The organism is Amycolatopsis sp. NPDC006131 (assembly GCF_040614175.1).
Lineage (GTDB): Bacteria > Actinomycetota > Actinomycetes > Mycobacteriales > Pseudonocardiaceae > Amycolatopsis_E > Amycolatopsis_E tucumanensis.
On sequence record NZ_JBEXTX010000101.1, the window covers coordinates 1 to 18,067 of the forward strand.

The 18,067-nt window shown below is 71.4% G+C and carries 14 protein-coding genes; 10 read left to right on the forward strand and 4 right to left on the reverse strand.

Features of this window, described 5'->3' with window-relative positions; translation table 11 throughout:
* Positions 1 to 112: 112 nt before the first annotated feature.
* On the reverse strand, positions 113 to 1,558 hold the full coding sequence (mycP, locus tag ABZ215_RS34605; protein ID WP_354711956.1) for a type VII secretion-associated serine protease mycosin: 1,446 nt from the start codon (positions 1,556 to 1,558) through the stop codon (positions 113 to 115).
* Between the two features lie 23 nt (positions 1,559 to 1,581).
* Positions 1,582 to 2,946, reverse strand: a complete 1,365-nt coding sequence (eccD, locus tag ABZ215_RS34610; protein WP_020417579.1) for a type VII secretion integral membrane protein EccD — start codon at positions 2,944 to 2,946, stop codon at positions 1,582 to 1,584.
* A 304-nt stretch (positions 2,947 to 3,250) separates the two neighbouring features.
* Here eccD and eccCa point away from each other — a divergent pair, with 304 nt between their 5' ends.
* The 4 genes from eccCa (at position 3,251) to ABZ215_RS34630 (ending at position 10,068) form a co-directional block, all read left to right on the forward strand.
* Positions 3,251 to 7,261, forward strand: coding sequence for a type VII secretion protein EccCa (gene eccCa / locus ABZ215_RS34615; RefSeq protein WP_237339590.1), 4,011 nt, complete (start codon positions 3,251 to 3,253; stop codon positions 7,259 to 7,261).
* A gap of 73 nt (positions 7,262 to 7,334) precedes the next feature.
* Positions 7,335 to 9,251: a type VII secretion-associated protein gene (locus tag ABZ215_RS34620; protein WP_237339591.1), complete on the forward strand. Its 1,917-nt coding sequence runs from the start codon at positions 7,335 to 7,337 to the stop codon at positions 9,249 to 9,251.
* Between the two features lie 152 nt (positions 9,252 to 9,403).
* Positions 9,404 to 9,721, forward strand: a complete 318-nt coding sequence (locus ABZ215_RS34625) for a WXG100 family type VII secretion target (protein WP_017986646.1) — start codon at positions 9,404 to 9,406, stop codon at positions 9,719 to 9,721.
* 53 nt (positions 9,722 to 9,774) lie between these two features.
* Positions 9,775 to 10,068 carry a WXG100 family type VII secretion target gene (locus ABZ215_RS34630; RefSeq protein ID WP_027936162.1) on the forward strand — a complete coding sequence of 98 codons (294 nt, stop codon included), beginning with the start codon at positions 9,775 to 9,777 and terminating at the stop codon, positions 10,066 to 10,068.
* Positions 10,069 to 10,123: 55 nt separating this feature from the next.
* Here the strand turns inward: ABZ215_RS34630 and ABZ215_RS34635 are convergent, their stop codons facing one another.
* Positions 10,124 to 10,891, reverse strand: a complete 768-nt coding sequence (locus ABZ215_RS34635) for a DUF4333 domain-containing protein (protein WP_354954546.1) — start codon at positions 10,889 to 10,891, stop codon at positions 10,124 to 10,126.
* A gap of 317 nt (positions 10,892 to 11,208) precedes the next feature.
* Positions 11,209 to 12,066: a hypothetical protein gene (locus ABZ215_RS34640; RefSeq protein WP_020420001.1), complete on the reverse strand. Its 858-nt coding sequence runs from the start codon at positions 12,064 to 12,066 to the stop codon at positions 11,209 to 11,211.
* Between the two features lie 232 nt (positions 12,067 to 12,298).
* Here ABZ215_RS34640 and rplM point away from each other — a divergent pair, with 232 nt between their 5' ends.
* From rplM to ABZ215_RS34670, 6 genes are all read left to right on the forward strand, one after another.
* A complete protein-coding gene (gene rplM, locus ABZ215_RS34645; protein ID WP_020420002.1) occupies positions 12,299 to 12,751 on the forward strand; it encodes a 50S ribosomal protein L13 in 453 nt (150 codons plus the stop codon).
* Between the two features lie 14 nt (positions 12,752 to 12,765).
* Positions 12,766 to 13,248, forward strand: a complete 483-nt coding sequence (gene rpsI / locus ABZ215_RS34650) for a 30S ribosomal protein S9 (RefSeq protein WP_017986651.1) — start codon at positions 12,766 to 12,768, stop codon at positions 13,246 to 13,248.
* Between the two features lie 210 nt (positions 13,249 to 13,458).
* Complete coding sequence (gene glmM, locus ABZ215_RS34655; protein WP_354954548.1) at positions 13,459 to 14,793, forward strand: phosphoglucosamine mutase; 1,335 nt, start codon at positions 13,459 to 13,461, stop codon at positions 14,791 to 14,793.
* A 67-nt stretch (positions 14,794 to 14,860) separates the two neighbouring features.
* Positions 14,861 to 15,169, forward strand: a complete 309-nt coding sequence (locus tag ABZ215_RS34660; protein WP_231960661.1) for a hypothetical protein — start codon at positions 14,861 to 14,863, stop codon at positions 15,167 to 15,169.
* Positions 15,169 to 17,697, forward strand: a complete 2,529-nt coding sequence (locus ABZ215_RS34665; protein ID WP_354954550.1) for a hypothetical protein — start codon at positions 15,169 to 15,171, stop codon at positions 17,695 to 17,697. The genes ABZ215_RS34660 and ABZ215_RS34665 overlap by 1 nt, the downstream gene beginning before the upstream one ends.
* Positions 17,694 to 18,065, forward strand: a complete 372-nt coding sequence (locus ABZ215_RS34670; protein WP_020420006.1) for a hypothetical protein — start codon at positions 17,694 to 17,696, stop codon at positions 18,063 to 18,065. Before ABZ215_RS34665 ends, ABZ215_RS34670 begins: the two co-directional genes overlap by 4 nt.
* Positions 18,066 to 18,067 lie beyond the last annotated feature (2 nt).

Sequence of the window (18,067 nt, forward strand, 5' to 3'; positions counted from 1 at the left end):
GGCATGTTCGGCTGCCGGTTGGCGGCCTGGGTTGCGGCCCTGGCTCAAGGTGATCGTTGCGTGTCAGGCGACGGGATGACCACCCAGCTCGGGTTTTGTTCAAAGATCGCGCTCAGCGTGTGCGGCGGATGGTCCTCATCACGAACATGACGACCAGCAGGACCACCAAACCCCCGCCGGTGCCGGCCAGCGCCACGATCATCGGCGTCCAGTTCTTCGGGTTCGCCTCCGGGAGCCCGGACGGCAGCTGCCGTCCCGCCTCCGCGGCCAGGCCCTCCTCGGCGGGCACGATCGCCGTCAGCGCCGCCACCGGGTTGACCACGCCAAAACCGGTGAAGTTGTCCCGGCCGCCCTGCGCGCCCGGGTGCTGCGCGGTCACCCGGATCCGGTTCATGATCTGCCGCGCGTTCAGGTTCGGGTACTGCGCCGCCACCAGCGCCGCCACCCCGGCCACGTACGGCGCCGCGAAGCTCGTCCCTTGGATGGGCGTCGCTTTGTCGTTCTCGATCGTCTGGTTCGCCAGCTGCGACGAGCCCTTCGACGGGTCCAGCGAGATGATGTTCGTGCCCGGCGCGGCCACGCTCACCCACGGCCCGTGCACGCTGAACGGCGCCACCCCGCCGGTCTCGTCGATCGCCGCCACCGACAGCACGTCGTCGGAGAACCACGGCGGCGTCACGATCGACCGGGGCTTGTTCGGGTCGGCCTGGTCGTTCTGCGGGCACGTCTCGGACGTGTTGCCCGCCGCGGCCACGACCACCACGTTCCGGTCCACCGCGTACCGCACCGCGGCCTGGATCGCCCGCTCGCCGTCGGTGATCGAGCCGTCCGCGGGGCGGCAGTTGTCCACCGACATGTTGATCACGTCGACGTTCAGGTTCACCGCGCGCACGATCGCCTGCGCCAGCGACAGCGTGGTGCCCGCGCCGTTCGCGTCGTTCTGCTGCCGTCCACCGGTCTGCTGGCCGCTGGTGCCGCCCGCCGAGTCCGGTTTGGAGTAGTTCTGGCTGGACTGCCGGATGGACACGATCGTCGAGTCGGGCGCGACGCCGGTGAACCCGATCTGGTCCTGCGGCGTCTGCGCGGCGATGATCCCGGCCACCTCGGTGCCGTGGCCGTCGCAGTCGTTCAGGCCGTTGTCACCGGCCGAAACGTAGTCGCCGCCACCCTCCAGCCGGGGCAGGTACGGGTGCCGGGTCACGCCGGTGTCGATCACCGCGACGCGGATGCCGCCGCCTGCCGAACCGGTCTTGGCGCGGGCGAGCTGCTGGGCCTCCTCGATCTGGAGGTACTGCTGGCCCCACGGCTTCTCCCGCAGCACGACCTCCTTCTGCCCGAGGTCGCGCGTCACGCAGGCGTTCTTCTGCTGGTAGTCGAAGCTGTTGCGGCCACCGTTGTCGCTGGGCAGGTAGCTGGCGACGAACGGCGGCGGCACCGCCCAGTACCCGTCGGAGCCGGTGCCGCCCGTCTGCGCCTGTGCCGTCCCGGTCGCCAGCACGCCGATCGACGCCGCCAGCAGGACGGTCGCCGTCCGGCCGGGCGCACCGAGTCTCCGCACGCGAGTTCCCCCTCGAATCATGCTCAGCCGAACGAGATGTGCCGCAGCGTGGCGTACAGGTCCATGACGGCCAGCGCGAGCGGCAGCACGGTGGCGATGCAGATCGCCTCGAAGATCTCGACGGTGCGGCGCAGCGGCGGCGAGAACCGCTGGTTGGGGAACACGACGCCGACCACCAGCGAACCCGCGCCGATGATCACCAGCGCCCCGAACACCCACAGCAGGCGGCCCATCGGCGTCTGCGTGCCCAGCCAGCCGATCAGGATGCCGGCACCGGACACGATGCCCGTGGTCAGCAGCGCGACGGCCTGGCTGCCGTTGGCGTAGGAGCGGGCGCGCAGCAGCAGCACCATCGTCGCGACGGCGGCGGTGAGGATGCCCCACACGCCGGGCGCGGTCGCGGTGATGATCGCGGCGATCGCGGTCGCGCTGCCGCACCCGATCAGCAGGCCGGTCATGTAGTTGTGGGCGACGGCCGTGCGGCGCTCGATCTCGGCGTAGTCCGGGAACGTTGTGTCCTCTTTGAGCTCCTCCGCCGTGCCCGGCACGTGCGGCAGCGGCAGCTTGGCCAGCCAGATCGTCGCGCGCGGCAGCAGGGAGATCAGCGCGAGCGCGCCGGCCGCGGTGCCCGCGGCGATGCCGGCCGCCGGGTGCGCGATCAGGGTCGCGATGGTGAACGCGACCACCCCGATCACGCCTGCCGTGGCGGCGGCGATGAACGTCGTGATGCCGGCGCCCATGATCATGATCGCGACCGCGGCCAGGATCACCACCAGCCCGCTGGCCAGCAGCAGGTTGGCCCGCACGGTCAGTCCAGGCACGGCGTAGAACCCGGCGACGAACGCGAACGGCAACCCGCCCGCGGCGGCGATCACCACCCCGGTCGCCTCGGCCTGGTAGGCCTTGGCCAGCGTCGCGCCGACCGCGAGGCACGCGATCGCGGCGACACCCGCGGTGAGCGCGGCGGCCAGGCCGTTCCCGCCGAACAGCGGGCCGCCGAAGAACAGGGCCAGGGCCGCGGTGAACAGCGCCAGGCCGCCCGCGATGTGCCCGATGCGCCGCGCGGTCTCCTTGGTCCACGGCCGGAAGGTGTCCGGCTGGGCGTCGGCGATCGCGTCGACCACGTCGTCGTACAGCGGCGGCGGCGGGTTGTCGTTGCGCTTGCGCAACTGCAGCAGGTCGCCGTCGACGATGCCGAGCGAGGCGAGCGTCCGGCTCGGGTCGAGCGGCGCGTCGCCCAGCTTGGCCAGCGCCCAGCCGCCGTGGCGGGCGCCGCCGTCCGGCGAGGTCTCCCTGGCCATGTCGAGCAGCATCGGCATCAGGTCGGCGACCGCGACGTCGGCCGGCAGCGCCACGTCGATCCTGGTGCGGGGCGCGACCACCGTCACCCTGCTGAATACCGTCGTGCCCGTTGCCACTTGCCTGCCCCCTACCCGAGAGAATGCTGCGGGCTACTTATACCGAACGACCGTGTCCGCGGCAGCCGCTGCCCGTGAATTCCTGCCCAACGTGCACCCGCGGATCGTTCCGGACTGTCGGTGGGCGGTCCTAGTATTACTGCACCTGGCTCCGCCACGGGGGTGGATTCGGGCAATCGGTGCCGGGTTGGGCGGTCTCGGCCTCGGAAGAGGTCGTTGTTCGCTACCGTGTGGGCGCTGGAGGAGCAGGACGACTTGAAGAGGGGACCCTTCGGTGAGCACGCTGCAGTTCAAGAGGTCACCAAGGCTTGCTGCGCCGCGCCCACCGGGCGGTGAGGTCCACCTCGAACCGCCACCCGAGGTGCCCCGCACGATCCCCGGCAACGTCGTCCAGAAGATGATGCCGGTGGTCATGATCGTGGCCACCATGGGCATGGTCGTGGTCATGTTCACCACCGGCGGTGCGGCCGCGCGCAGCCCGCTGACCCTGATGTTCCCGCTGATGATGCTCATGTCGATGGGCGGGATGTTCGCCGGTGGCGGCAAGAGCGGCGGGGCCAAGAAGGCCGAGATGAACGAGGACCGCAAGGACTACCTGCGGTACCTCGGGCAGATGCGCGAGCGGGCCCGCGAGGCGATGGCCGAGCAGCGCGCGTCGCTGGAGTGGGTGCACCCGGATCCGCAGGCGCTGTGGTCGCTGGCCGCGAGCCGCCGCATGTGGGAGCGCCGCCAGAACGACCAGGACTTCCTGCACCTGCGCGTCGGGCGCAGCTCGCACCGGCTGGCCACGCGCCTGGTGCCGCCGCAGACCGGTCCGGTCGACGAGCTGGAGCCGATCGCGACGCTGGCGCTGCGCCGGTTCGTGCGCGCCCACTCGATCGTCCCCGACCTGCCCACGCAGATCACCCTGCGCGGGTTTGCGGCGGTGAGCCTGAGCGGCGACAAGGAGCTGACCCGGGGGCTGACCAGGGCGATGCTGGCCCAGCTGGTCACCTTCCACAGCTGTGACGACGTGCTGCTCGCGTTCGCCACCACCGGCCGCGCGAAGGCCGAGTGGGAGTGGGCGAAGTGGCTGCCGCACGTGCAGCACCCCGAGCTCGCCGACGGCATCGGCCAGCTGCGCATGATGGCCGGTTCGCTCGCGCAGATCGAGCAGTGGCTGGACGCGGAACTGCGTGACCGGCCGCGGTTCTCGCGCAACGCGACGCCGTCGCCGGACCAGCCGCACATCGTGATCGTGCTGGACGACGCGGAGGTCACCCGCGAGGAGCAGATCATCCTCGAAGAAGGCCTGGTCGGCGTCACCCTGATCGACCTGTCCGACTCCCTGGGCAACCTCGCCGCGCGCCGCGGCCTGCGGCTGGTCGTGGAGAAGGAACGCGTCGGCGCGCGCAGCGGCGGCGGCATCGAGTGGTTCGGCAAGCCGGACACGCTCAGCGTCGTCGAGTGCGAGGCGCTGGCCCGCAAGCTCGCGCCGTACCGCGTCGGCAGCGCCGCGCAGGAGGCGAGCGAGGACGAGCCGCTGCTGTCCAACCCGACGCTGCTGGAGCTGCTCGGCATTCCGGGCGACCCGATGACGTTCGACGTGCAGCAGGCCTGGCGGCCGCGCCCGGTGCGCGACCGCTACCGCGTCCCGTTCGGGATCGGCGAGTTCGGGCAGGCCGTCGAGCTGGACATCAAGGAAGCCGCGATGGAGGGCATGGGCCCGCACGGCCTGTGCATCGGGGCGACCGGTTCCGGTAAGTCGGAGTTCCTGCGCACGCTGGTGCTCGGCCTGCTGGCCACGCACTCCAGCACGACGCTGAACATGATCCTGGTCGACTTCAAGGGTGGTGCGACGTTCCTCGGCCTGGACAAGGCCCCGCACGTCGCGGCGACGATCACCAACCTGGCCGGCGACCTGACGCTGGTCGACCGCATGAAGGACGCGATCGCGGGCGAGGTCGCGCGGCGCCAGGAAGTGCTCGCGAAGGGCAACTACAAGAACGTCTGGGACTACGAGAAGGCCCGTGAGAACGGCGCCGACCTCGACCCGCTGCCCGCGCTGTTCATCTGCATCGACGAGTTCTCCGAGATGCTGACGGCCAAGCCGGACTTCATCGACATCTTCCTCCAGATCGGCCGCGTCGGCCGGTCGCTGCAGATGCACATGCTGCTCGCCTCGCAGCGGCTGGAGGAGGGCAAGCTGCGTGGTCTGGACACGTTCCTGTCCTACCGGATCGGTCTGAAGACGTTCTCCGCCGCGGAATCGCGGGCCGCGATCGGCGTGCCGGACGCGTTCGAGCTGCCGTCGATCCCGGGTTCCGGGTACCTGAAGTACGACACGTCCACGATGGTCCGGTTCAAGGCGTCCTACGTGTCCGGTCCGTACCGGCCCGCGGGGATGCAGGCGGCCGGGCCGGTGGCCAACGTCGTGCGCGCCGACAAGCGGCCGCAGCTGTTCGTGCCCGACTTCGTGGAGCTGCCGCCGGAACCCGAGCCGGAGCCGGTGCGCGTCGAGGCCGCGCCCCAGCCGCAGCAGGAGGAGGGCACCGAGCCGACCGAGCTCGAGGTCATCGTCGACCGCCTGATCGGCCAGGGCCCGCCCGCGCACGAGGTGTGGCTGCCGCCGCTGGACGAGTCGAACTCGCTGGACACGCTGCTGCCGAACCTCAACCCGACCGACGACCGCGGTCTGTCGCCGGTTGGCTTCTTCGGCAACGGCAAGCTGCAGGTGCCGATCGGCATCGTCGACCGGCCGTTCGAGCAGCGGCGCGACCCGCTGTGGGCGGACTTCTCCGGCGCTGCCGGTCACGGTGTGATCGTCGGCGGTCCGCAGTCGGGCAAGTCGACCCTGCTGCGCACGCTGATCATGTCGCTGTCGCTGGCCAACACGCCGGAGGAGGCGCAGTTCTACTGCATCGACCTCGGTGGTGGCACGCTCGCCGGCCTCTCCGACCTGCCGCACGTCGGTGGTGTCGCGGTGGCCCGGCGCGAGCCGGACAAGGCGCGCCGCATCGTGGCCGAGCTGAACGCGCTCGCCAACGAGCGGGAGGGCCTGTTCGGGCAGCTGGGCATCGACTCGATGGCCGACTTCCGCAACCGCAAGCGCCGCGGCGAGATCACCCCGGAGCAGGACCCGTTCGGCGACGCGTTCCTGATCGTCGACGGCTGGCGCGCCCTGCGTGACGACTTCGAGGAGCTGGAGCCGCAGATCACCGCGCTGGCCCAGCGCGGTCTGGCCTACGGCGTGCACGTGATCATCTCCGCGAACCGGTGGGCGGACATCCGCCCGGCCATCAAGGACATGCTGGGCACGCGGTTCGAGCTGCGGCTCGGTGACCCGAGCGAATCCGACATCGACCGCCGGACCGCGGTGAACGTGCCCGAGGGCCGTCCCGGCCGCGGCCTGACCCGCGACCGGCTGCACATGCTGATCGGCTTGCCGCGGATCGACGGGTCGAGCGATCCGGAATCGATCGGCGCCGGCGTCGCGGACGCGGTCGCGAAGATCAAGGCCGCCTGGCCGGGCCGCCCGGCGCCGCAGGTGCGGCTGCTGCCGGAGATGGTGTCCTACGAGGACGTGCTGTCGATGGACAAGCAGCGGCACACCAAGCTCATCCCGATCGGCATCAACGAGGACGAGCTGGCGCCGGTCTACCTGGACTTCGACGCCGACCCGCACTTCATCGCCTTCGCCGACGGCGAGTCCGGCAAGACGAACCTGCTGCGGCAGATCACGCGCGGGATCACCGAGCGGTACACGGCGAAGGAAGCGGTCATCGTGCTGGTGGACTACCGGCGCACGATGCTCGGGTTCGTCGAGGGCAACCACCTGCTCGGCTACGCGGTGTCGGCCAACCAGCTCGACGGCATGGTCAAGGACATCGTGGGGTCGATGACCCGGCGGCTGCCCGGGCCGGACGTCACGCAGGAGCAGCTGCGCAACCGGTCCTGGTGGAAGGGGCCGGAGCTGTTCATCGTGGTCGACGACTACGACCTGGTGGCCACGCAGACGTCCAACCCGCTCAAGCCGCTGTCGGAGTTCCTGGCCCAGGCCAAGGACGTCGGCCTGCACATGGTCGTGGTGCGCCGCACGGGTGGCGCGTCGCGGGCGGCCTACGACCCGATCATCGGCAAGCTGAAGGAGATCGCGGCGCCGGGCATCGTGATGAACGGCAGCAAGGACGAGGGCCAGCTGCTGGGCAACGTCAAGCCGTCCGCGATGCCGCCGGGTCGTGGTGTCCTGGTGAGCCGCAAGGTCGGCAAGCAGTTGATGCAGGTGTCGTGGATCCAGCCGGACTGATCAGCACCGTCCACATCGGAGCGGAGCACCAGGGCCGTGACGCGGCTCTGGTGCCGTTTCGCGGGGGCGCGTCGTGACCTTGCGCGTCGCAGTGGACTTCGGGACGTCGAGCACCTGCGTGGTGGCCGCGCTGAACGGGCGGCCGCCGCAGGTGGTCGTCGTCGACGGGCAGCCGCTCATGTCCTCGGCCGTGTACGCGGCGGCCGACGGCACCCTGTTCGTCGGGCAGGAGGCCGACCGGCAGGCGGCGATGGACCCGTCGCGCTACGAACCGAACCCGAAGCGCCGCATCGACGAGGGCGAGCTGCTGCTCGGCGACCGCGTCCTGCGGGTCACCGACGTCGTGCGCGCGGTGCTGGAACGCGCCGTCACCGAGGCGCGCCGCCTCGCCAGCAACGCCGAGGTCGGGCTGCTCGTGCTGACCCACCCGGCCGACTGGGGCGCGGTCCGCACCCGGCTGCTGCGCCAGGCCGCGAGTGGTCTGGCCCGCGAGGTCACGCTCGTGCCGGAACCGGTCGCGGCCGCGGTGTTCCACGCCGCGACCTTCGCGCCCGAGGAGATCAACTCCGACCGCACGGTCGAGATCAGCAACCGTCCCGGCGCGACACTGGCCGTGCTCGACCTCGGCGGCGGCACGGTGGACGTGAGCGTGGTGAGCCGGGTCCCCGGCCACCGCGGCGGGTTCCAGGTGCTCGCCACGCGGGGCGACCCGAGCTTCGGCGGCGCCGACGTCGACCAGTTGCTGCTGGAGCACGTCGGCAGCCTGGTGTCCTCGGCCGACCCGGACGCGTGGCGCCAGCTCGTCGAGGGCCGTGAGCTGACCGACCGGCGCCGTCGCCGCGTGCTGCGCCAGGACGTCCGCGGCGCCAAGGAAACGCTGTCCCGGCACGCCTACACCGACGTGCCGATGCCGCCGCCGTTCGCCGACGCGCACGTGACGAGGGAGGACCTGGAGCGCCTGGTCGCCGCGCCGCTGGGCCGCGCCGTCGAACTGACGTGCGCCGCGATCGAGGAGGCCGAGCTGCGCCCGAAGCAGCTCAGCGCGATCTTCCTGGTCGGCGGTTCGAGCCGGATCCCGATGATCTCGCGGCTGGTCCACGAGCGCACCGGCGTGGTTCCGACCACTCTGGACCAGCCGGAGACGGTGGTCGCGCGTGGCGCGCTGCTCGCGGTCCAGAAGGCGCCCGCCGCGCCGCCGCCGCGTGTGCCTTCCCGGCAGCTCGCCGACCAGCGCACCGAGGTGGTGCGCAACCCGAACGCGCCGCGCCCGGGGTTCTCGCCCCGGCCGCCGACACCGCCCGGCGGGTTCAGCGGTCCGGCCGTGCCGCGCCAGGCGCCGCAGGGCGTGCGCCGCCCGCCGCCCGGACCGCCGCGCCCCGCCCACCACGGCTCCGGCCCGGGTTCGCCGCCGCGCGGGATTCCCGCGCCGCCGTCGCGGAAGAAGCCGAAGCTGCCGTGGATCATCGGCGGCGCGGCCGTGCTCGTCGTCGCTGCGGTGGCCGGGCTGGTGTTGGTGCTGACCGCGGACGGGGAGCCGGAGCCGCCGCCGGGGAAGGTCGTCGCGCAGTACCACTACCAGTTCACCGCGCCGCAGGACTGGACGCAGACCGGTGGCTCGCCGGACCTGCGGGAGACGCTGATCAAACCGGACGACGCGCAGCAGCAGTTCGACTCGGTGTCGGTCCAGGAGCACCCGCTGTCCTACGACGCGTCGGCCGATCCCGGCCGGCTCGTCAGTGAGTTGCGGTCGCAGATCGAGGCGGCGCCCGCGCAGTACTCCGGGTTCAACCCGGAAGCCACCTACGCCGGCCGGAAAGTGGTCTTCTACCACCAGGTCCTGCCCGGCCAGAACGCGTCGATCGACTGGTATGCGCTGGCGCAGGGGAACGTCCAGGTGAACGTCGGGTGCGTGTATGCGAACGAAAACGCGCGTCAGCGGGTGGACGCCGCGTGCACGCAGGTGATCCGGACGCTCAACATCAGCGCGTGAAAACCCGTTCGGGTGAGCGCGGCATTCACACCCGCAACTACTTCCGCGAACGGCGGGACAAGGCGGAACCGGCCATGGCAAGGTCATCGTCGTAGGTCCGTAGGCGGTTGGGATCGTTACGGACAACACCACGACGAAGGGGGTAGTTCCTCATGGCAGGCGGCTTTGAAGGGGATCCGGCAGAATTCGCGGCCGCGCACCTGAAGGTGTCCGAGGCCAAGCTGGCGATGGACCAGAACCTGATGCAGCTGGCCAACAACATCGAGGCCACGCAGGCTGGCTGGACCGGTCCGGCGGCCAAGGTGTTCCAGGACGTCATGGACGCGTTCGCCCAGAAGTCGGCGAAGCTGAACGACGCGCTCGAGCACATCGGCGAGATGCTCAAGTCCTCCGGTGTCCAGTACGAGGTGCAGGACCAGGAAGTCAACCAGCAGCTGAGCTCGCTCCAGGCCGCTCTCGAGGGCCTGTGATCGCGGCCTGAGCGCCGTCACCACACCTGACTTCCAGACCAGAAAGGACAATCATGTCGGGCCCGATGAAGGTCGATTACGCCACCATCCACCAGGCGGCCGAGGACTGCAACAAGACCGGCGGCGAGCTGGAGAACCTCTTCACCCAGTTGAAGTCGGACCTCGCTCCGCTGACCAACAGCTGGACCGGTGACGCGCAGCAGGCGTGGCACGACCGGCAGGAGGAGTGGAACCGCGCGCTGGAGGACATGAAGGGTCTCCTCGCCCGCATCGCCACCGCGCTGCCGCAGATCGCGGACGGCTACCAGTCCACGGACACCGGCATCACCAAGATGTTCGGCGGCTGAGTTCTTTTCCCGGAAGGGGCCCCGGCGTTTTGCGCCGGGGCCCTTTTTCCGTTGGTCAGCGCGGCATTCCGACTTCGTACTGCGCCTGGTCGTTGAGGACGCGGACGGTGACCTTTTTCGGTTGTCCCGCAACGGTCACCGTGCATTCGAACGTGGTGCCCGTGCGGACCGGCTGGTCCTCGGGGCACTGGGCGTTCTTGACGTCTCCCTCGCCGAAGTCCTCGCGGAGGATCTTGACGACGCCGTCCTGGACCGCGGCCCGGTCGAGGGTGTCCCCCTGGAACGCGCCGAGCAGCCACGCGCCGACGCCACCCCCGGCGAGCAGCACGACCACGGCGGCGCCGATCAGGAACGGCTTCTTGGAGCGCTTGGGCTTCTGCTCGCCGAACGCGCCGAACCCCCCGTAGCTCGGCTGCCACTGCCCGCCCTGCTGGGGCTGGGGGCCGGTCGCGGGGCTGGAGGGTTGGTGCTGCGCCTGGCCGGGCTGGTTCCACCCCTGGCCGGGCGGCACCTGGCCGCTTTCGTGCGGGCTCCAGGGCTGGGGGACCGGCCCGCTGGTGGGGTTGTGCTGGCCGGGCTGGCTCCAGGGTGCGGCCGCGCCCGCTTGGTCAGCGGGCTGCTGGCCCCACTGCTGCGGGACCGGCCCGCTGGCCGGGCCCTGCTGGCCCCAGTTCTGCCCGGGCGGTACCTGGCCGGTTTCGGCGGGCTGCTGGCCCCACGGCTGGGGGACCGGCCCGCTGGTGGGGTTGTGCTGGCCGGGCTGGCTCCAGGGGGTAGCCGGGCCGGTCTGGTCGGCAGACTGTTGCCCCCACGGTTGGGGCACCGGCCCGCTGGCGGGATTCTGCTGGCCGGGCTGGCCCCAAGATGCGGCAGGGCCGTTCGCCGGGCCGGTCTGGTCGGCGGGCTGTTGCCCCCACGGCTGGGGCACCGGCCCGCTGGCGGGATTCTGCTGGCTGGGCTGGCCCCAGGGTGCGGCCGCGCCGGCTTGGTCAGTGGGCTGCTGGCCCCACTGCTGCGGAACCGGCCCACTGGCCGGGCCCTGCTGGCCCCCGGACTGGGGGACCGGCCCGCTGGCGGGGTTCTGCTGTCCCGGTTGCCCCCACGGCTGCCACCCCGGCTGTTGCGGCTGGTTCACGCCACTCACCTGCCCTGCCCCTGGATGTCGTCCATCCGGGCGTAGAAATCCGACACCGCCGCGCTGTCCGCCAGCACCGTGACCTGCGACGGGTCCGGGATCTTCGGCAGGTCGACCTCGGACGGCGTGCCGTCGAGCCGGTAGTGGTAGTCGATCTCCAGTTCGTGCCCGTTGCCGGTGATCTTGCCCGTCATCTCGATCTCGGTCAGCTTGCCCCGCGGGTCCAGCACGACGCGCGTCTGCAGCGTCTGCGCCTTCATCTCGGCCGTCAGCTCGGAGCTGATCGCGGCGGGGAAGGTCACCACGTCGTTCTCGATGAACGCCGTCAGGGTCACCTCGGCCATCAGCTCGACGCTGCCGTCGGGCTTGCTGTTGGCGCTCTTCGCGCCGTGGCCGCCCTCGACCGAGTCCTGCACGGCGCCGAGCATCTTGCAGACCGTCTGCGCGCCCTCCCAGTAGCACTCGTTGTACTGGCCCGACGTGTACGGCATCTGCACCCACGGCGTCGGCGCGAGGCTGGCGTACACGGGCCCGAGCAGCATGTACTCGACCGGGCTGTTGGCCGGGTGGTAGACGTCCAGGTACTCGTTCGAGTCGAGGTTCGAGTGGTTGCGGCTCAGCCGCGCGGGCGGGTGCCCCAGCTGCACCGCGCTGATCGTCGCGTTCAGGCGCCGCTCGTCGAAGCGCACCACCTGGTCCAGCCGGGTCTTCCGGGTCTCGTTGGCGCTGAACTGGTCGGACAGCTTGTTGAGCGTCTCGTCGAACTTCGCGCTCACGTAGGCGGCGGCGTCCTCGCCGTCGGGCACGGGCGTCCCCGCCTTGGCGCTGCCGCACCCGGCGAGCAGGGCCACGGTGGCGAGCACCGCGGTGAACCTCGGTAGGCTGGATCTCGTTCGCGCGGACACGCCGGTGGCCCCCTCCAGGCGGAAAACCGTGTTCTCGACTGCGCGCAACCCTAGTATGTAGGCCGGGGACACCCCGCCTTCAAGGTCGCCGAACCCGGCGGGTATCTTTATATGTCGTTGTGCGTGCAGCAAGCGTTCGCGCTGGGTACGCACTCGACCCCAAACGCACCGTTGACCACGAGGTAAACCCTTGCCCACGTACAGCCCTAAGCCTGGCGATGTCACCCGTGCCTGGCATGTGATCGATGCCGAGGATGTCGTGCTCGGCCGGCTCGCGACCGAGGTCGCCACGCTGCTGCGCGGCAAGCACAAGCCCACGTATGCACCACACGTGGACACCGGTGACTTCGTCATCATCGTCAACGCCGAGAAGGTCCGCCTGACCGGTAACAAGCGCGACCAGAAGTTCGCGTACCGGCACAGCGGCTACCCGGGCGGTCTGCGCAAGCGCTCGTTCGGCGAGCTGCTCGACACCCGGCCCGACCGGCTGCTGGAGAAGGTCGTCAAGGGCATGCTGCCGAAGAACAAGCTCGGCCGCGCCCAGGCGAAGAAGCTGAAGGTCTACGCAGGCCCGCAGCACCCGCACGCTGCGCAGCAGCCGCAGCCGTTCGAGATCACCAAGATCGCGCAGGTCGCCAAGTGAGTGAGGAAGTGTCTGTGACCAGCACGGAGACCGAGACCGAGGCCCCCGAGGCCACCGAGGCGGTCGTGACCAGCGAGACGCCGGCCGCGCCGCGGCCGTCCCGCGCTGCCGGTGGCTCCGCCCAGACCGTCGGCCGTCGCAAGGAGGCCGTCGTCCGCGTGCGGCTCGTCCCCGGCACCGGCAAGTTCAAGCTCAACGGGCGCAGCCTGGAGGAGTACTTCCCGAACAAGGTGCACCAGCAGCTCATCCGCGAGCCCCTGGTGACCGTCGAGAAGCCGGACTCGTTCGACATCTTCGGCAACCTGACCGGTGGCGGCATCTCGGGCCAGGCGGGCGCGCTGCGCCTCGCGATCGCTCGCGCCCTGGTCGAGGTCGACGCCGACGACCGTCCCGCGCTGAAGAAGGCCGGGTTCCTGACCCGCGACGCGCGTGCGACCGAGCGCAAGAAGTACGGCCTCAAGAAGGCTCGCAAGGCTCCGCAGTACAGCAAGCGCTGACCTGCGCCAGTCCGACGCGAAGGCGCCCATCCGGTTCCGGGTGGGCGCCTTCGTCGTTCCTGTGCAGGTGACACCCAGGCTGGGTATGTAACGTGCGAAAACCGCGTTCTTCCAGCGGAACGCACCCTGGCGACGATGCTCCGGGGGAGCGTTACCGTCGAACCGGGGGACGCTAGGTTGTCGGGGTTGCACGCTCGAGGAGAGGATGAGATGGCTCGCCTTTTCGGCACCGACGGGGTTCGAGGCCTCGCCAACGGGGAGCTGACCCCGGAGCTGGCGCTGTCCGTGGCGGCCAGCGCGGCCCGTGTGCTCGCCGCGCACGACCGCTCGCACCGTCCGGTCGCGGTCGTCGGGCGGGACCCCCGGGCCAGCGGCGAGATGCTGGAGGCCGCCGTCGTGGCCGGCCTCGCGTCGGCGGGCGCGGACGTCCTCCGTGTGGGTGTCCAGCCGACCCCCGCGGTCGCCCATCTGGTCGGCGCCCTCGAAGCCGACCTCGGCGTGATGATCTCCGCGTCGCACAACCCCATGCCGGACAACGGCATCAAGCTCTTCGCCTCCGGCGGGCACAAGCTCCCGGACGGCATCGAGGACGAGATCGAGGCGGGCCTGACCGGTGACGGCCCCCGCCCGACCGGCGCGGAGATCGGCCGGGTCAGCGACGTCGACGACGCCCTCGAGCGCTACACGAACCACCTGCTCGCGGCCACCCCGCACCCGCTGACGGGCCTGCGGATCGTCGTCGACTGCGCCAACGGCGCGGCCTCGTTCGCCGCGCCCGAGGTCTACCGCAAGGCCGGGGCCGAGGTCATCGCCATCCACGCGGAGCCGGACGGCATCAACATCAACGAGGGCTGCGGCTCGACCCACCCCGAGAAGCTCCAGGCGATGGTCGTCGAGCACGGCGCCGACCTGGGCATCGCCCACGACGGCGACGCCGACCGCTGCCTCGCCGTGGACGCCTCCGGCGAGCTGGTGGACGGCGACCAGATCATGGCGATCCTGGCGCTCGCGATGGCCGAGGCCGGGGAGCTGACCCACGACACTCTCGTCGCGACCGTGATGAGCAACCTCGGCCTGCACCTGGCCATGCGCGACCACCGGGTCAACCTGCGCACCACGGCCGTCGGCGACCGGTACGTGCTGGAGGAGCTGCGCGCGGGCGGGTACGCGCTGGGCGGCGAGCAGTCCGGCCACGTGGTGTTCCCGGCGCTCGCCACCACCGGCGACGGCCTGCTCACCGCGCTGCGGGTGATGAGCCGGGTCGCGTCGACCGGCAAGACGCTGGCCGAGCTGGCCGGCGTGATGCGCAAGCTGCCCCAGGTGCTGGTCAACGTGCGGGTCTCGGACAAGGCGACGGTCGCGAAGTCCGACGTCGTGCGCGAAGCCGTCGAGGCCGTGGAGGCCGAGCTGGGCGACGAGGGCCGCGTCCTGCTGCGCCCGTCCGGCACCGAGCAGCTGGTGCGGGTGATGGTCGAGGCGCCGTCACAGGAAACCGCCCAGGCCGCCGCGGACCGCCTCGCCGGAGTCGTTTCGTCCGTCTCCTGAACCGACTGCGGATTGTCGTACCCGGTAGGTATGTTCTGTGCACGACACGGAGCGAGGGGGAGTGGTCGTGGCCGGGTACGAGGTCGATCCGCAGCAGCTCAGCGCCGCCGCCGGCACGGTGCGGGACGAGCCGGGGACGCAGCTGCGGTACACGCTGCCCAACCTCAAGGACGTGCGGATCACGGCCGAGGACTTCGGCCGCAAGCACCACGAGTCCTTCGCCGGGTACCAGGCGGGCGTGCAGCGGCTGGTGGCCTGTGTGGACAGCTACGTGCGAGCCTCCGGTGAGTTCGCGGACAAGCTTGGCCGCGCGAGCGGGTCCTACACGGCGGCGGACGACCGGTCCCAGGGCGACGTGCGGACGGCGGCGAGCTGATGGCGGAGCGGCTGCCCACGATCGAGGAGGTCCGGCAGCTCGTCGACGACCCGGGGATCGACGACGAGACCAAGCGCACCCTGCTCGTCCGCTACTTCGACGCGATCGGTGACGTCGACCCGGTCGTCTACGGCTTCGCGAACGAGAACGAGAAGAAGGAGCTGCTGGAGTCCTATCAGGACCGGTTCGGGTTCACCGACCGGGACCTCCAGGACGGCGCCTTCGCCTACGACGCGTACTCCGCGGCGCAGGGCAAGCACGACGCGAACATGCAGGCGGCGCGCGAGGCGCAGGCGCGGGCGGTCGACGACGGGAAGGCGCGCCTCGACTCGCTGAAGGGGTCGGACACCAGCCCGGGGGCGGCGAACTCGAACGAGATCCTCGACGCCGGCGTGCCGGGGCTGGACAGTTTCCGGGTGTGGCTGCCCGTCTACAGCAGGGCGCGCGCGGTGGCGGCGCCCGGGCTGCCGGACTTCCGCCTGCAGGAGCTGATCGACCGGTACGACGAGCAGCGCGACATCCCGTTCGACAAGTTCGCCGCCGGGGTGACCGAGATCGTGCAGGTGCGGGAGTCGGTCGCGGACGCGGCGCCGTCGCAGAACTCCGCGATGCAGGCGTTGTTCGGCTCGTGGGAGGGCGACGGGAAGAGCGCGGCGGCGGCGTCCTGGACGAAGTTCGGGGACGGGGTCAGGGCCGTCGAGCAGTCGCTGGAGCACGCGGCGGACGTGGTGAACCGGACGATCGCCGCGGTCGCCGGCTCGTGCCGGGACAAGGCTTCGTGGGTGCTGCAGTACGCGTTCCAGACGTGGCCGCAGCAGCAGGGCCTGACGGCGCAGGACACCTCGCGCCTCGCGGGGATCGCCGAGCTGGGGCGCAACGCCAGCGCGGACGACTTCAAGCACTTCATCCCGTTCCTGCTGGGGCAGCAATCGCCGTTGGCGGGGCAGCTGCTGGTGGGCTCGTCGTTCGGGATGTCGGACGAGCTGCTGGACGCGGTGCAGTCGTGGGCGAAGAGCTGGCTGGCGGAGTTCTGCCGCTGGTTCGCCGGTTTCGTCGGCGAGTTCCAGACGATGTGCGAGAACACGCGCGTGGCGGTGGCGGCCCAGTGGTCGGCGTTGAACACCGAGTTGCAGCAGGTGCCGGACAACCCGTTCGCTGCGGTCGGCGAGGCCGCGCCGGTCCCGGCTCGGAGCTCCGGTGCCGGTGGCGCGGGCGGCTCCGGCGGTGGCGCCGCGGGTTCGGCGGGTGGCGCTGGCCCGACGGGTTTGGCGGGTGGCGCGGGTGCGACACCACCACTCGCCCCTCCGGTCGTGCCCCCGGCGGTGCCGCCCGCCGCGCCGGTGCCGGACGAGCAGGACACGCTGACGGTCCAGCGGGGCGACAGCAAGCTCGAACTGACCGAGCCCGACCAGACCGGCCGAATGGCCATCAAAATCGACAACGGCGACGGTCAGCCGAAGGACTACCAGCTCACGTGGGGCACCCCCGACCCGGCGACCCCCGCGTACACCCCGGCCGCCGACGGCAAAATCCACATCGACGACGGCCCACTGCACATCACAGCCGACCGCCCAGCCGGCGAGACCGGCCCAACGGTGATCACGCTCGACGACGGCACGGGCACCCCAACGACGTACACCCTCGGCGAGGAGCCAACCGCGCCCGGCGGCCCCGGGTCCGTCCCCGGTGCCCCGACGACGTACCCCCTGGGTGAGGAGCCGACCGCCCGGCCCGCCACACCCGGCGCCGCCGGGTCCGCCCCCGGCCTCTCCACCGACCCGGCCCAGCGCCTCGGCGCGACCGGCGCACTCGGCGGCCCCGGCCAGTCAGCTGGCGCCGCGGACTTCGCCCCGCTCGCCGATGGAGCCCAGAGGCCGGTGGCTGGGGGTTCCAATGACCCCGCCCACGCGGAGGCCTTCGGAGGCGCTGGCCCCCTCGCTGATGCGGCTCAGCGCGCGGGGGCGGCTGGCGTCTTCGCTGACGTCCAGGCGTCCTCTGGAAACTCCGGCTCCTTGCCCGATCTCGGCACGGGCGCCGCTGGCGCGCCCGATGGCGCCCAGCCAACCGCTTTCGGCTCGGCTGGTTCGGATCAAGTTCCCTCCGGCCCAGCCGGTGGCGTGCCGTCCCTTGTGCCTCCCGACCCGGAGGTCCCGGCCGGGACTGCGCTGGGCGGGCAGGAGCGCACCACCCCGGCCGCCGCGCTGGGTGGGGTTTCCGATGGGCTGGCCGAGCAGGGGGCCGTGAGCGGCTCTCTCGGCGATCCCGGTTCGATCGGGCACTCCTCGGCGCCTCCGGCGTCCGGGGCCGCCCTCGGCACCGCGCCGGGGCTTGATCCGGTCGGCGCGGCTGTCGATCCCAGCGGGATGAGCATGCTCGGCGGCCTGCCACCCGCCGCCGCGGGGAACCAGGGTGGTGAGGATCCCGAGCGGTCCTCCCGCGCCTACCGCGTCGACGGCGACATCTTCGACAGCCCCGGCTCGGGTGGCCGCATCAGCGGCTCCCTGGACGAGGAGGAAACCCGCAGGTGAGCGAGTTCCAGACGAAGCTCGACGCGATCGCCGCCGAGCGCGTCGCCCGTCAGGACCTGATCGGCCGCCGCGTCGAGACGAGTCTCGCGGAGAGCCAGGCCCGCGCCGGCGACCTCACGCGGGAGGCCGCCGCGAGCGTGCAGCGCCTCGCCGAGCAGGCCGCCCGCACGAGGACCGCCGCCGGGTGGGAGCTGCCCGAGAAGTCCGACCCCAATGCCTCACTGGGCATGGACTTCGAAGACCCCGAGATGGCGACTGAACCGACGAACCGCCACGCGCCCCCACCGGAACCCCCGGCGCGCCGAGGCCGCCACGCCCGCCCCGACGAACCCGAGGACGACTACTCGAACAAGGACTGGCTGGGCTGATC

Excerpts from the sequence above, each read along its gene's own strand:
- ABZ215_RS34625 (WP_017986646.1), top strand. The coding sequence starts at position 9,404 with ATGGCAGGCGGCTTTGAAGGGGATCCGGCAGAATTCGCGGCCGCGCAC.
- ABZ215_RS34630 (WP_027936162.1), top strand. The coding sequence starts at position 9,775 with ATGTCGGGCCCGATGAAGGTCGATTACGCCACCATCCACCAGGCGGCC.
- glmM (WP_354954548.1), top strand. The coding sequence starts at position 13,459 with ATGGCTCGCCTTTTCGGCACCGACGGGGTTCGAGGCCTCGCCAACGGG.
- ABZ215_RS34665 (WP_354954550.1), top strand. The coding sequence starts at position 15,169 with ATGGCGGAGCGGCTGCCCACGATCGAGGAGGTCCGGCAGCTCGTCGAC.